Raw genomic sequence first — 15,333 nt, 5'->3', positions numbered from 1 at the left:
ACAAAATCATATACAAAATAGCCTTCATGTTTCTTGCAAAATATGCCACTCTATCTTTAGCAGAAATTCCACCTGCACAGAGGAGCGGTAGCATGAAAGTACGAGAAGTTATCAAGCGACTTGAAGCTGATGGTTGGTATCTTGATAGAACTAGAGGTAGCCATCGGCAACTCAAACATCCTGATAAACCTGGTACTGTTACAGTATCTGGTAAGCCAAACATTGATGTGCCTATTGGTACTCTGAAAAATATCTGGAGACAGGCTCAATTGGAGGAAGACTAATGCGTTATACAGTAATAATCGAAAAGGGAGAAACTAGTTATGGTGCTTATGTTCCTGATTTACCCGGTTGTGTGGCTGTGGGTGAAACCTTAGAAGAAGTGAAGCAGATGATTGCAGAAGCTATTGAATTTCATATAGAGGGAATGCTAGAAGACGGTTTACCTATTCCCCTGCCGTCAAGTGTTTCTCACGAAGTTGAGGTTTTAAAGTAATCCCACTTTGAGAAATAATGGCGATAGTCGAAACTCTGAATGCGATGACCACTAGCTCAATAAATTTACTCAATAACAAAAAACCCCGGCGAAACTAACCGGGGCTAAAGAAAAATTACGAATGACGATTTAGATATAGCAAATCATGGTTAAGAAGGTATTAGCTAACCCCCAAAGCGATGAGAACTAAAGCTGCGACGAATAAAAGTGCTGCTGCGCCTTGGAAGACATAGCGGCTTTGTTGCTCTGGTGAGGGGTAGGCGGCGTAGTAAGCTTTTGGCTCATTAGCGTAGTTATTCAGGATGCCTTGTTCGTTAACGGTGGTGTACATAAATTAAATTTTTTTCTCTTTTTATTAACTTATGTAAATAAATTTAACAACATTATTACAATTTGTCAATGGGGGTTGACACATAATTGCAGACAGATTTAATAAGAAATACTTATACTAGATCAGAGATGTCGAGGGTAGACGCTTAGTAGCTTTCTGCCAGATAGCTCTCTGTGAGGGTATTTCCGGGGGATATAGAGCCAGCAATCAGCACTGTAAATTTTGTCCTGACGGCACTGCTGAACTCCCCCTGAACAGATAAAATTTGTATCCTAAAGTTAATAGCTCTTAATGGTTCTTTTAAAAACTTGTGCAGTCAGATTTTAGGTTAATTGTTGATTTAGTTTCAGTTCTCGCCGTCGCAGCCTGTGGGGGACTGTTGGCGTCGCTGTTAAAACAACCTGTGTTATTGGGGTATCTCATCGGCGGGATGATCGTTGGCCCTACTGGGTTGGGGCTAATTAAAGAAGTTGTGCAGGTAGAAACCCTGGCTCAGTTTGGGGTGGCTTTTTTGTTATTTGCGTTGGGGGTGGAATTTTCGTTTGCGGAGTTGAAGAAGGTAAAAGCGATCGCACTTGGGGGCGGTGGACTGCAAATTATTCTCACCATTTTGATCACAGTTGTGGTGTGTGGCGTCACAGGAGCCTGGGGAACCTTACCCGCTAAAGGTGTATTTTTGGGGTCAATTCTCTCCTTATCTTCCACCGCAGTTGTGCTCAAGTGCTTGATGGAGAGCAACGAAACAGAAACGCCCCACGGACAGGTGATGCTGGGAATTTTGGTGGTGCAGGATTTAGCCCTGGGACTGATGATCGCCGTCTTACCCGCGCTCCACGAACCACCAGAAGTCATCGGCGTTGCGGTGCTAACAGCGCTGCTGTGGATAGCGGTATTTGCCGCTGGTGCAGTCGCCGCCAGTATTTGGCTAATTCCCCCTTTATTGAGAATGCTAGCCCGCACTGAAAGCCGAGAGTTATTTTTGTTAGGGGTAGTAACTCTGTGTTTGGGTATTGCTCTGCTGACAGAGCATTTGGGGCTATCTATCGAGATGGGGGCGTTTGTCGCCGGCTTGATGATTTCTGAGGTGGAGTACGCCGACCAAACCCTAACTTATGTAGAACCCCTGCGAGATATTTTTGCTAGTTTATTTTTTGCCGCCATTGGGATGTTAATCGACCCAGTGTTTTTGTGGAATAACCTAGAATTAATTCTCGGTCTGGTAGCCCTAGTTTTTGTTGGTAAATTTTTAATTATCACCCCCTTGGTGAAACTATTCCGCTATCCCTGGAAAACAGCCTTAATTGCTGGCTTGGGACTGGCGCAGATTGGGGAATTTTCCTTTGTTCTCGCCAGTGAAGGGCAAGCCCTGGGGTTAGTTTCTCGCCGCATATATTTACTGACTTTGGGAACCACAGCAGTCACACTGATGCTGACACCGTTTGTTTTGCGGTTGGTACCATTTTTATTTAACTGGGCTGAATCAATGCCTTGGCTGAAACCATACTTAGACGGAGAAGGTCAGCCACAGGATGTTTCGGAAGATGTGCCACAAAAAGACCATGTAGTAGTTTGCGGCTATGGGCGAGTCGGGAAGAATTTGGTGAAGTTGTTGCAACTACACCAGATACCTGTGGTGGTGATCGATCAATCGGAGGCGAGAATTCAGCAGTTGCGGGAGGCGGGGATACCTTATGTTTATGGCAATGGCGTGAGTTTTCATGTTTTGGAAACCGCTGGGGTCAACGATGCTAAAGGAATGGCGATCGCACTTCCTGACCCGATGAGCATCCGTCTGTGCTTGAAACGTGCTTTGGAATTGTGCCCAGAATTAAATTTGGTTGTTCGCGCTACCCAAGATAAAAATATTGAACTGCTTTACCAACTGGGAGCTAGGGAAGTAGTGCAACCAGAGTTTGAAGCCAGTTTAGAAATGGCCACCTATCTATTAACAGGTTTAGGTTTAGCGGCAGATGTGGTGCAACAGCAAATGCAGAAAATCCGCAATGACCATTATTTAGATTTGCGTCCAGAGCGTTCTGCTTCCGAGGTTTCCCGTTATTTACAGCAAGTTACCCGCGATTTAAACCGCCGTTGGTATGCTTTACCAGCTGATTCGCCCCTGATTGGCATGACCTTAGAAGAAGCGGATATGCGCTACCTCACAGGAACCAGTTTAATGGCGATTCGCCGCGCTGATGGCGAGGAAATCGATTATCCCAACAATCAAACTATATTGGCAGTTGGCGATCGCTTGTTGGTGGTAGGAGCATCTGAAGAACTGGCAGCTTTAGCCGAACTCGCTCAGGGACAAGTCGCTGTTCCTGGAGAAAATAGCGCTTGTCAGTGGATTACAGTCAAGGCTAATTGTCCAGTTTTGGGGAAAATTCTCGCGGATTTAGCGATCGGCGAACAGTATGGGGTGAAGGTGCAAGCGATGCGGCGAGATGGCAAGTTTATCCGCTTTCCTAATGGCAGTATGGATTTACGGGATGGTGATCAAGTGCTGTTGTGCGGTAGCCTGCCAAGTCTGAATCAACTACAACAGTTATTTGCCGCTAGCTGTAAACTGCCGCTGGCTATTGGAGTAGGTAAGATTGGTGAAGCAGAAGCCCTCAAAGAGTTTCTGCCTGGGGAAAATCGCTGGGAGTAGAGTCTAACTTTTGGGCTTGATGTAAGCGATCGCTTGCTTCCAAATTGTGATTTGCTGACTGTTTTCATCCACAATACACATACATTGTGGGTCTTGCCATAAAACCCTACCTGTGAGCAAATCGCCAGTCAGTAGTTTTAACTCAACCGTTGCGGTTTGTTTAATCAGGTTTTGCACTTGCCGAATACTAGGCAGTGAGGTATCAAATTCAGTTGTTGCCATTTTTGGTAAAGCTGTATGCACATAATTAAGGAATTGGGGACTGGGAACCAGGAAAGAGGAAAAAGCTATTACCTATTACCAATTACCTATTACCAATTACCCAATTCTTCATCATTAATAATTCATCTGCGGGAAAATGGCAATCGAATTTACTAAGTATCACGGTTTAGGTAACGATTTTATTCTGATTGACAATCGCTCATCATCTACACCACGACTGACGCCAGAGCAAGCTGTCAATTTGTGCGATCGCCATTTTGGTATCGGTGCAAATGGTGTAATTTTTGCCTTACCTGGCACAAAAGACACCGACTACACCATGCGGATTTATAATTCCGATGGTTCAGAACCGGAAATGTGCGGTAACGGCATTCGCTGTTTAGCAGGGTTTTTGGCAGAGTTAGAGGGAATGTCTCGCACTCAAGACCGCTATCGCATTCATACCCTAGCTGGTGTGATGACACCCCAACTCACAGAAGATGGCCAAATCAGGGTAGATATGGGTTTACCCCACTTACTCGCAGGCGAAATTCCCACAACTCTGGCAGCCGCTGACGCCAAAGTGATTAATCAGCCTCTAGAAGTAGCGGGACAATCTTGGGATGTCACCTGTGTCAGCATGGGTAATCCCCACTGCATTACCTTTGTCGATGATGTAGCCGCAATTTCTCTAGAAAGCATCGGCCCCCAATTTGAACATCACCCAGTTTTTCCCCAACGAACTAATACAGAATTTATTCAAGTGGTTAGCCGCGACTACGTGAAAATGCGCGTTTGGGAACGGGGCGCTGGTATCACCTTAGCTTGTGGTACTGGTGCTTGTGCTGCCTTGGTGGCTGGGGTGTTGACCGAGAAATGCGATCGCCGCGCGATCGTCGAATTACCAGGTGGCACCTTAGAAATCGAATGGTCAGAAATCGACCAACGGGTTTACATGACCGGGCCAGCAGAACGAGTGTTTACAGGTAAAATCTAACCTCTTGGGCTTGCGTAGGGCGGGCCAAAAAGCCTGCCATACCACTAAGACAAAACTATCCTTAACTAACTACAAATCTATAGAAAATTGGTATTAACTACCAGTTAATGTATTTAATATAACCTGAAAATTGAAGTCATCATAAAAGTTACACTTTCTTTATATATATTTATTAAGAGTAAATACTGAAATTTAGTGATCTCAGGCACTAGAACATAAACAAGATTTACTTGGTTATTAGCTTTGTTAGATGCTAAACATGGCTGCAATACTCAATTTATCTAGAATAATTATCTAAATATAGAAACTTAGCTATTTTTTTGGGGTTATTGACAGTATTATCACTTAAGTACCATAATGAATTTCTCACAAGGACAGAGATTAATATCATTGTGGATACACCTAAAAAAACTCTAGAGGAATTGCGACGGGTCTTTACCCAGATAGCTAAAGAAGATAAACAAATTGATCAAGCAGAATTTAAGTCAGCTTTAGGGTTGAAAGATGAATATTTTGTAGATCGGCTTTTTTCTATATTTGATACTGATAGTAGCGGCACTATTAAAATAGAAGAATTTTTAACAACTGTAGAAAACCTCGTTTTTGCAACCAGCGAAGAAAAACTGCAATTTGCTTACGAATTACACGACGTTAACGGGGATGGTTGCATAGAAAAAGCAGAAATTTCTCACTTAATTACTGCTAGCTTGAAAGAAAACAATCTCAGCTTTTCACCAGAACAAATAAACGAGCTAGTCGATTTGTTGTTTCGAGAAGCTGACGCTGACAAAAGCGGCGAAATTTCTTTTGCTGAATTCAAAGGTTTAATCGAAAAATTCCCCGATCTGATTGAGGCAATGACAGTTAGCCCCATTAGCTGGTTAAAACCTCACAAGCAAGACTCCATAGCAGTTTTGCCCAAAGAGCGAATGGATTCACAAAAAGCTTACATCAAGTATTATATCGAAAACAACTGGGTCAAAATCGCTTTTTTAGCCCTCTATGTTTTTGTTAATATGTTTTTCTTCATGTCGGCAGTTGAAAAATACGAAAGCCAAGGCGCAAATTTATACGTTCAAATTGCCAGAGGTTGTGGCGCCACCCTTAACTTAAATGGTGCGCTGATCCTCATTCCCATGTTGCGGCATTTTATGACTTGGCTTCGCAAAACAACTATTAACAACTATATCCCTATAGATGAGAGCATCGAGTTTCACAAGCTAGTTGGTCAAGTGATGTTTGCCTTAGCAATTGTGCATACTGGCGCACATTTTCTAAATTACACGACATTGCCAATTCCCTTCGCACAAAGTCTTTTTGGAACCAAGGCAGGTATATCAGGATTTTTGTTACTGCTAGTTTTCATAATTATGTGGGTAACGGCACAAGCACCAATACGCAAAGGCGGAAAATTTGCGCTTTTCTATATAGCTCACATGGGTTATGTGCTGTGGTTTGCTCTAGCTTTAATTCACGGGCCAGTTTTTTGGCAGTGGGTATTATTACCCGTTGTGGGATTCATTATCGAACTGGTTATCCGCTGGAAGACAACAAAAGAACCAACCTTTGTGGTTAATGCCTCTTTACTTCCTTCTAAAGTTCTAGGCTTGCAAGTCCAACGTCCGCAATCTTTCAACTATCAACCAGGGGATTACTTATTTATTAAGTGTCCCGGTATATCCAAATTTGAATGGCATCCGTTTACAATTAGTAGCGCTCCTGAAATGCCGGATGTTTTAACTTTACATATCCGTGCCGTAGGTAGTTGGACTGGAAAGCTATATCAACTTATCCGAGAACAGAGAGAAGAATGGATACGGTCAGGTAGTTCTCAGTCCCTACCAGGAGTGCCAGTCTATATAGATGGCCCCTATGGCACACCAAGTACGCATATATTTGAATCCAAGTATGCAATACTTATTTGTGCTGGTATTGGCGTTACTCCATTTGCCTCTATCCTGAAAAGTATTTTGCACCGCAACCAACAGAATCCTGCAAAAATGCCTTTGAAAAAGGTACATTTTTACTGGCTTAACCGAGAGCAAAAAGCTTTTGAATGGTTTGTTGAACTGTTGTCGAAAATCGAAGCCGAAGACACTAACAATTTATTTGACCTGAATTTATATCTCACAGGTGCCCAGCAAAAATCAGATATGAAATCCAGCACCCTATTTGTGGCAATGGATTTAATGCATCAAGAGACGAAGGTTGATTTGATTACAGGCTTAAAGAGCCGGACAAAAACTGGTCGTCCAGACTGGGAAGAAATTTTTAAAGATGTCGCAAAACAACACGCACCTGATAATGTTGAAGTATTTTTCTGCGGGCCAACTGGACTTGCACTACAGTTGAGGCATCTCTGCACTAAATACGGGTTTGGCTATAGAAAGGAAAATTTCTAGTCAAAATCTTGGCACTTAAATAATTGTGAGCCACATCATTTGTTGTCCCCCCTGGGGGACTTTAGGGGGGTGGGGAGAGGCTTTGAAACCCCCATTCCCTCATAGAGAAGGGGGGCTAGGGGGGTTAGGTTCCGGGTTTTTGATGTTAATAACAAAATAACTAATTTTTCTTACTTGCTTCCTTCAATAACTCTTGATTACCCTTCACTTGCAAAAACTTAGTTTTTGACTCATCCAATACGGTGGCTTTGACGGGAAAGTAGCCCAAATTAGGAATTTCTTCGTTCACATTGGTCAAGTAATAGTTAACAAATCCTTTTACTTCCGGTCGTTGCTGAATCGCTTTGACATCTGCATAAATATATAACGGACGGGTTAGAGGATATCCCGACTGCTCAGGGGCAACTCCATCGATGGCGATCGCCTTCAGCTTGTCTCGGTTTTGTTTATAGGAGCTATACTCTAAAAAGCCAACCATGTAGGGATTAATTAAAGCTTCTGAGTGCAACTGCTCTACATAGTCATAAGATATCGTATTGGCAGCATTAATAAGTTGGCTAACGTTCCCCTTGAGGATAGCTTGGGCAAACAACTCAACTGAGTCTCCCGTACCAGCACCCGCCGGGACAATGCGTTTAATTAATTCCGCTGGCCATTTGGGATTCACATCTGACCACTTTTCGACAGTGAATACCTTTGCCATTTCGTCGCGCGTCAAATTGTTGGGAACGAAATTATTCTGAGAACTAACTACAATAGTCACTGCATCGGTGGCAATTTGAAAGCCTATCGGCTCAACACCTGACTTGGCACAGACGGCTGACTCCTGACTAGTAATCGGACGAACTGCATTGAAAATATCTGCCTTTTTCTCCTCGCAAAATAGTTTGAAGCCAACCTGAGTATCAATACCAGCCAGATCAATCTTGTTGGGATACCCGTCTTGGATAAAGCGTTGAACAATAGCCTGACTAATGGGAAAAACTACCTGAGTTCCCGATATCGCCAGTGTTCCCTCCAGTTCCAGGGGTTTTACCTCTGGCAGTACAATGCCCTGTTTAGCTGAGTCTTGGGTTGAGGGGGGTTTAACTAATTTACGCTCAACCTGCTGAATCCCTAAGTCTGCTTTTGAGGTCTTGTCTGCACTGGCTTGATTGTCAATCTTTGCCTTTGAGGTTTTTGACCCTTGGGTGCAGGCTGTCAATAGTAAAACCATGCCGCTCAAAAATAAGCAACTCCTGTAAAGCTTTGCTCTGGTTATCCTCATCATCCCACTTGCACCCGGCGACCATTGTGACTAATTAATGAACTCGCCGCGTCTTTGATTCCTTTAGCAAGTAGAACCATTTTTTTCCGTTCTTCGATGTACTGAAGAATCTCTGAAGCGAATTTGTTGTTAGACTCGATCGCTTGGACAATCTCTTTGGCTGGAATCACTACAACCTCAACATCCTCATCGGCAACGGCTGTAACCGGACTTACCTGCCCTGGAAAGATCGCCATTTCCCCGAATGCTTCGTTAAGTTCAAGCTCGTCCACTATCTGGCGCTCACCTTGCTCATCGATTAGATAGGCGTGTCCCGTGCCCTTGAAGATAATATAAAGTCCCTCGTCTTCTTTACCTTCTGTGATAATTAACTCACCCTTACCGTAGGCTTTAAATCTAGCCCGTTCAGCTAGTTTCTCAATCTGATGATCATTAAGCGTCGAGAAATAAGAAAGCGATCGCAAATAAGTTACTAATTCCTGTTGGCGGTTCTCGACTACTTGGGGAATTAGGCAAGGTATTCCAAGTTTCGCCTCAACGTCGTACTGCACTTGAATTGGATAAGGCATAGTAAAGCCATAACGTTTGGTTATGTAGTAAAGTCGAAATTTGAGTTCCGCAGCAACGATCCAATCTTTTTCAGGCAGTACTGTATAGGAAAGCTTGTATGTGATACTGGAGTCTTCATAGGAACTAACCAGAGCAGGATCTTTGGCTTCGATCAGATCTATACCCTCCGTCAAGGTATTTAGGGCTGAAATCACTTGACTAGGAGAATCGTCATAAGAAAATGAGGCGTAAATACTCTTCCAGATTCCTCTCTGACCGTAATTGATAATGCTTGCCTTCGACAACACCCCATTGGGAACGTTGAATGTCATCGCCGGATTTTTCATCGTGACTGACCACCAGTTTTGTTCAATTACCCGTCCCTGCTTTCCATCTATCTCAATCCAATCACCCGTTCTGAACGGTTTGGCAAATAGCAATAGTAATCCTGACACCAGGTTACTGAGGGTATCTTGCAACGCTAGGGCAATTACGGCTGAAGCTATCCCTACAGTGGAACCCAAGCCAGTCAAATCTATATTCCAAACTCCATTGAGAATGTGATAGCCAATGGCGAAGATCACTACACCCCTAGCTACCTGAAAGAACAGGCTAGGTACATGAATTTGCCATTTAATCGGTTGTTTTTTTGTGGTCAACAAAGCGTTGATTAAAGAAAGTCCCGCGACAATAACGGCAACCCAAGTTAAAGTTTCCACAAAACGTGCCCAGGAATCTTTGCCAGCGATGCTTAAAAGCTGTCGCATTACCAAGATCACGGCTAAGGGAGGTAACACATACTCGCGCACCTGACGTAGACCAACTGCTAAGGGGTGTTGCTGCCGTTCTAATCTTGAGGCTGCTTCACCAAGCAGTATACCCAACAATGGAAATCCCAGACCCAAAAGCAATATCCATCCCAGAAGTGATTTATCCATGACTGTTTTTTAACGAACCATAAACAGTAAATAGTGAGTATATTTCAGCCAATTCGATTAGTTAAATTGTTACTTTATACACCGATCTTTTCCAACTCAAGTTCTGCTGCTGCTTCTTTCATAATTTCGCTCAAGAATGTGTAGGCTTCTTCCCATGCCTTTCGCACTGGCGTAGTAAAATCTTCACCCAGTCCTTGTGCTAACGTCCACAGCAAAGCTTCGCCGACAATATCGTAGTATTCAGCCTTGACACCATAACCCGCATGGTTGCGACCCAGCTTTTGGACGGCAGGGATAATCTGATCTGGCTGACGCAAACCTTCCACGGCAAGAGCAAGGGTATTCATTAGCTTACGCTCCTGTTGTTTCATATCCCCCTTAAATAGAGGACGAAAAGAAGGTGCTAATTCAAACAGTCGGTTGTAGAATATTTCAGCAGCTTTATCAGCGATGGGCTTGACTTTGGCGAAGGATGACTGAACCAAATCCACCTGAGAAGGAACTAACTTCCTAGTAGTGACAAGTGTCCAAGTTTCTACCTCTCCCAGGCTTTGAACTTTTATCGATGGGTTTTGGATGAATGTGAAGCTATCTGCTACCCGTTCGTACACACTCTGAGTGATCAAAATATAGTTCAACTCAGCTTGGGTCTGTAGGCGGCTTGCTAAATATGCCGTTTCCCCCCAAATGACGTACTCAAGTCTCTGAGTTCCGACTACCCCTGCTGTTACCGAACCTGCATGAATGCCGATGCGTAAGCCAAAAGCAGAATTATGACTTTTATCCATACGCTGGATAATGTCTAACATAGCTAGGGCAAAATCAACAGTTCGTTTGCTGTGGTCAAATCTAGCTTGGGTGAGTCCACAGGTTGCCATGTAGCTTGTACTGATGGTGTTCTGCCGTTCCATGCCGTAGTGCTCTGCCGTTTGGTCAAACTCATTAAATAGTTGGGTAAGCAGTTGGGTTACCTCTGTGGGTGACATCCGCTTGTTCAACTCAGCAATACCTGCCACATGAGCATTGAGAATGGTTATTTGCTTGAAGCTGTCGGCAATGAGCAATTCTCCTTGTTTCCTGCGTTCGGCGATCGCGCTGGGTAGGATATTCTGCAAGAGAATACTATTTTCTTGCTTCTTGATCTCTAGCTGCTCTTCAGTTTGGCGTAATTTGTTCGCCACCGCTTTGAACTCTTTTGCGAATTCCCCAAACTCGTCTTGGGATTTCACCTCAACGTCCACATCCATTTCCCCCGCACTAAGTTTCCGGGCACTCTCAGTCAAGTGACGTAGGGGAGAGGTAAAAATCCTTGCAACAATTGCCGCTAAAAACGACGTCCCCAGTAGGAAAATCACCGCCGCAATCAGCAAAATTATCTCTAACGTGTAAAGCGGACGATAGGCTTCCCCCACCTCTATCTCTGCCAGAATCGCCCAATTTAACCCGTTCAACTTCAAAGGAGCGTAGGAACTTAATACTTCTGCCCCCCGATAATTGCGGGTTACTATCATGCCTTGTTGCCCTTCCAAAGCGGCTTGAGCGGCTGGACTCTTGATCTTCTGTAAGCCAATGGTAGTGTTGAAGTTCTCCATCAGTTGGAGAGTTTTCTGATCAGTCCCCATGTAACGAGCAACATTTTGATATTTTTTGGGGTCTTCAACCCAAAAACGAGATGTTGAACGCATTAGGGAATCAGGCCCGACTAAATAAGCTTCTCCCGTTTTACCCAAACCACTACCTTCCCAATTATTATTCCGGCTAATAGCCTGGTTGATCTTGTCAACAGGTACTTGCACCGCCAAGATGCCAATCATGTTAGAACCACTATAAATGGGCGTTGCCACGAAAGCGGTGGGAGCATCATAAGAGGCGCGGTAAGGCTTAAAATCAGCTACCTGAATGCTACCTTTTGTCGGATTTGTCTGCACTGTCCGCACCAAATTCGATAGTGCACTCTGGGAGTAAACACCCTGGAACTCATTAGTGGCAAAATCTGTTTCTTTAAAATAGGAATAGATTAAATCCCCTGTTTTATGGTTAATCAAAAATAAATCGTAATAACCGAATTTTTTAACAATTCCTGCAAAAAAATTTTGATATTTGGCATGAGCTTTAGTATAATTGCTCCCATCACCAGCATCGAGTAGCTTGTCTTTTTTGCCTACTGGATTGGGATTAGAAGCAAGATAATGATACTGGAGATAGCGAGCTGCTTGTCCGGTGGGACGATAAACGCTGGGGTTCAGTTCTTCAGGGGATAAATTCTTTTTTAACAGCGGCAAAAATTGCTCGTTGTAGTAAGCATCTATTGCAGTATCCCATTCAGGGGGAATAAAGTTCCGATCTAGGTTGCGGAAACCCCCATTCAACTCCACCATTGCTTTAACGATGTTGCTGTCTGCTGCCAGCATCCCCACTTGGTTGTTTAAATTTTCAAAGTACGACTCGAACTGCTCGGCTTTGGTGCTGTTTATACCTGCAAGTTGGTCAGCGATTTTGCTTCTGAGGGTGGCTTGTGTTTGATACCAACCAATCCCGCTAACTACCACTACAGAACCGAGGCTAACTCCTAAGAGCAACGCTTGCAGCTTAGATTTAATTGTCCAGTCGCCCAATTTTAGATTACTTAGGGAGCCATTACCAAACTTACGGAAGCGATTTTGAAGATTTAACATCTTTTTTACGAATTTTGATGGTGAATACTTAACCTATTGCTGAGATTTCTCTCTTGGAGGTTATCTGCTCAAGATGAGGACAAAGAAAAATTAGGGACTAGCAAGTTTTATATCAATAATTATTTGTATCATAAATTGCCACAATCCCTCAATCGGATTGATTTGAGGACTATGATCAGGTTGAAAGATTGGGTTTTATTAAAGTTATCAAAATTGGCGGTTCCTGATCCAAAATCTAGTTGTTAGATGCATAGAATCGGCGCTTATTGGTGGCATCACCCAATTTTTTGGGGTGAAAACGAGATTCTAAAAGCCGCCAACAAGCCTTGGTTTACAAGTTTTGTCCAGGTTTTTCCCAAGGGATGAGATTTTCGGGACAAGACCATTAGTGACAAGTTAAGGAAATGGGTAAATTGTCACTAATGAGTTTGGCCACAACAATAATTATCTATGTCGATGAGTCGGGAATCGATAGTCGAGATGATTCTGGGTATGGATTAGTTCACCCTCTCGCAACTGGTTCACCCGATTGGGTGAATGCGACATTAGCATCCCCAACTACTCTGAAGGAAGATAAAGTTTTTATTCTGTTAGCAGTTATTCTCACAGCAGAAAAACTGCCGAACTGGCTAATATGGCTGTTAATCATCAATGTGTTATTTGTGTATCTAAGGGTCGAAGAGTGGTTGAGACTAGAAAATTGCTGCACACACCAGATTGTCGACAAGAGGCTTTCACTCTGCTGTCAAAAATTGCTGCCAACTTACCGGGGATGATCTTTCAAATCCGCCAACAGCAAGATGGTTCACAGTTTGTCCTCTATGTCAGTTCAGGTTGTAGGGAACTGTATGAATTAGAACCAGAAGTTATACAGGCAGATTTACACGTCTTATGTGCACTAACTCATCCCCAAGATGTGCAAGCCTTCGACGAATCTATGGCTGTTGCTGTGGCTAGTCTTGCACCGTGGCGCTGGGAAGGTCGCATCATTACCCCTAGTGGTAAACTCAAGTGGATTCAAGGTGCTTCTCAACTAGCAAGGCTTGCTAATGGGGATCTTCTTTGGGATGGATTGGTCATAGATATTACAGATCGAAAGCAAGCTGAAGCTAAACTGTGCGAGAGTGAGGCCCGGTATAAAGCAATTTTAGATGCTATTCCCGATTTAATGTTTCGCATCAGTCGCGATGGTGAGTATCTAGACCTGAAAGATGACGGAGTTAATGTTGTCCTTGCCAAGGAAGAAATTGTTGGTAAAAATTTGCAGGATTTATTGCCAAATGATGTGGCAGCAATTAGCCAAGAGGCGATCGCCAAAACTTTAAATTCCGGAACTCTGCAAACTTGCGAATATCAACTACCAACGCCTTTGGGAATGCGAGATTATGAGGCGCGGTTGGTAACTAGTGGACAAAATGAAGTTCTAGCTATTGTCCGAGATATTACAGAACGCAAACAAGCAGAAGCAAAATTACGCCTCTCAGCACAACGCGATCGCTTGTTGAAAGAAACTCTGGTGCGAATTCGCTCTTCCCTCGACTTAGAGCAAATTCTCCAAACCACCGTCACCGAAGTCCGGCAATTTCTGCAAGTTAACCGGGTTTTTATTGGGTTAAATGATTTCCCTGAAGGAGCCAGAATTGTTGCTGAATCAGTAGAGCCAAAGTATCCATCAATTTTAGGTTGGTATAGTGACGATCAAGCTTATATCCAAGAATTGAGAACATTACTTGCAACTAATCGGATCTTGGTGGTGGAAGATACAGCCAAAATTTCTGGATCTCCGAAGTTGAGAACACACTATCAACAATTCCAAACTAGGGCTTCCTTAGTTGTACCCATTATCTTGGGTAACGAATTGTTGGGGGCGTTGATTGCTAACCAATGCACTGGAACCCGTCAGTGGCAAGCAATAGAAATTGATTTGCTACAGCAGATGTCAGAGCAATTAGCGATCGCCATTCAGCAAAGTCTGATTTATCAAAAACTCGCCGCACTCAACACAAATTTAGAACGTCAGGTAGAAGAACGTACAGCGCAGTTGCAACAAAAAATGCAGGAATTGGAAGAACTGCACCGGGTAAAAGACGTTGTGCTGCACACAGTTGCCCACGATTTAAGGACTTCGGTGATGGGTAATTTGATGGTGCTCAAACATTTACTGAAAAATCGAGAACTTTGTACTATCAAAGAATCTGTCCCATCAATTATCCCTGTGTCTAGCTCGATCATCGAGCGGATGATTCAAGGCAATGACCATCAACTAGGGATGCTTGACTCATTGCTAGAAATTCATTGTAGCCAAAAGCAAGGAGTTGTTCTCGATCGCCAACTCATCAACTTTAGTTACCTACTGGAGGAAATGCTCTCAGACTTGCAACCCCTACTCACCCAAAACCAAGGGACTTTCACTAACCTGGTGTCGGCAGATTTACCGCTAGTGATGGCAGATACAACTCAGTTACAGAGAGTTTTGGCAAATTTGTTAACTCATAGCTTGCAACACAATCCACCAGGATTACACTTCACCCTCAAAGCCAAAGTTACAGGGGGAATGATTCGCACCCAAATTCAAAGCAACGGTATAGCGATGAACAAACTAGAATGCGATCGCTTCTTCGATTTGTATGTCCGCGATCCCCAAGCTCCTTGTTCCACAGGCATTAGCTTAAAAATGTATCTCTGTCGGCAAATTATTCAGGCCCACGGTGGGGAAATTGGCATAATTAGCCACCCAACGCACGGCTTAACCTTCTGGTTCACACTACCGCTAACCCCCGTAAAACTGGAAGTCCCAACTTCAGACGTACTCGGCAAGTTGGGGTAG

The 15,333-nt window shown here is 43.6% G+C and carries 12 protein-coding genes; 7 read left to right on the top strand and 5 right to left on the bottom strand.

Annotated elements, in window-relative coordinates; all coding sequences use genetic code 11:
* Window positions 1-26 precede the first annotated feature (26 nt).
* Window positions 27-284 (top strand): type II toxin-antitoxin system HicA family toxin, encoded by a 258-nt coding sequence (locus CYLST_RS06185; RefSeq protein ID WP_015206842.1) that lies wholly within the window; start codon window positions 27-29, stop codon window positions 282-284.
* Window positions 284-496, top strand: a complete 213-nt coding sequence (locus tag CYLST_RS06180; protein ID WP_015206841.1) for a type II toxin-antitoxin system HicB family antitoxin — start codon at window positions 284-286, stop codon at window positions 494-496. Before CYLST_RS06185 ends, CYLST_RS06180 begins: the two co-directional genes overlap by 1 nt.
* A gap of 160 nt (window positions 497-656) precedes the next feature.
* Here CYLST_RS06180 and psb34 read toward each other — a convergent pair whose 3' ends face one another.
* Entirely contained in the window at window positions 657-827 is a 171-nt protein-coding gene (psb34, locus tag CYLST_RS34230; protein ID WP_015206840.1) for a photosystem II assembly protein Psb34, read from the bottom strand.
* Between the two features lie 310 nt (window positions 828-1,137).
* On the opposite strand from psb34, the gene CYLST_RS06170 reads away from it, so the two are divergent.
* A complete protein-coding gene (locus CYLST_RS06170) occupies window positions 1,138-3,477 on the top strand; it encodes a cation:proton antiporter domain-containing protein (protein WP_015206839.1) in 2,340 nt (779 codons plus the stop codon).
* Window positions 3,478-3,480: 3 nt separating this feature from the next.
* On the opposite strand, the gene CYLST_RS06165 is transcribed toward CYLST_RS06170, so the two are convergent.
* A complete protein-coding gene (locus tag CYLST_RS06165; RefSeq protein WP_015206838.1) occupies window positions 3,481-3,699 on the bottom strand; it encodes an Hfq-related RNA-binding protein in 219 nt (72 codons plus the stop codon).
* A gap of 136 nt (window positions 3,700-3,835) precedes the next feature.
* Between CYLST_RS06165 and dapF the strand changes: the two genes are divergently transcribed.
* Together dapF and CYLST_RS06155 are read left to right on the top strand one after the other, a co-directional pair.
* Window positions 3,836-4,675 carry a diaminopimelate epimerase gene (gene dapF, locus CYLST_RS06160; protein ID WP_015206837.1) on the top strand — a complete coding sequence of 280 codons (840 nt, stop codon included), beginning with the start codon at window positions 3,836-3,838 and terminating at the stop codon, window positions 4,673-4,675.
* 392 nt (window positions 4,676-5,067) lie between these two features.
* A complete protein-coding gene (locus tag CYLST_RS06155; protein ID WP_041232988.1) occupies window positions 5,068-7,077 on the top strand; it encodes an EF-hand domain-containing protein in 2,010 nt (669 codons plus the stop codon).
* A 160-nt stretch (window positions 7,078-7,237) separates the two neighbouring features.
* Here the strand turns inward: CYLST_RS06155 and CYLST_RS06150 are convergent, their stop codons facing one another.
* The 3 genes from CYLST_RS06150 to CYLST_RS06140 all read right to left on the bottom strand — a co-directional run bounded on the left by CYLST_RS06150 (window position 7,238) and on the right by CYLST_RS06140 (window position 12,506).
* Complete coding sequence (locus tag CYLST_RS06150) at window positions 7,238-8,293, bottom strand: substrate-binding domain-containing protein (protein ID WP_015206835.1); 1,056 nt, start codon at window positions 8,291-8,293, stop codon at window positions 7,238-7,240.
* 50 nt (window positions 8,294-8,343) lie between these two features.
* On the bottom strand, window positions 8,344-9,831 hold the full coding sequence (locus CYLST_RS06145) for a cyclic nucleotide-binding domain-containing protein (RefSeq protein WP_015206834.1): 1,488 nt from the start codon (window positions 9,829-9,831) through the stop codon (window positions 8,344-8,346).
* A gap of 74 nt (window positions 9,832-9,905) precedes the next feature.
* Window positions 9,906-12,506, bottom strand: a complete 2,601-nt coding sequence (locus tag CYLST_RS06140) for an adenylate/guanylate cyclase domain-containing protein (RefSeq protein WP_015206833.1) — start codon at window positions 12,504-12,506, stop codon at window positions 9,906-9,908.
* Window positions 12,507-12,928: 422 nt separating this feature from the next.
* Between CYLST_RS06140 and CYLST_RS35775 the strand changes: the two genes are divergently transcribed.
* On the top strand, window positions 12,929-13,282 hold the full coding sequence (locus tag CYLST_RS35775) for a hypothetical protein (protein WP_015206832.1): 354 nt from the start codon (window positions 12,929-12,931) through the stop codon (window positions 13,280-13,282).
* Window positions 13,279-15,333, top strand: coding sequence for a sensor histidine kinase (locus CYLST_RS06125; protein WP_015206831.1), 2,055 nt, complete (start codon window positions 13,279-13,281; stop codon window positions 15,331-15,333). The genes CYLST_RS35775 and CYLST_RS06125 overlap by 4 nt, the downstream gene beginning before the upstream one ends.

The sequence above is a fragment of the Cylindrospermum stagnale PCC 7417 genome (assembly GCF_000317535.1).
In the GTDB taxonomy this organism is placed as follows: Bacteria; Cyanobacteriota; Cyanobacteriia; order Cyanobacteriales; family Nostocaceae; genus Cylindrospermum; species Cylindrospermum stagnale.
Note: the sequence above shows the minus strand (reverse complement) of the source record. Positions and strands in the feature narration are given on the sequence as shown.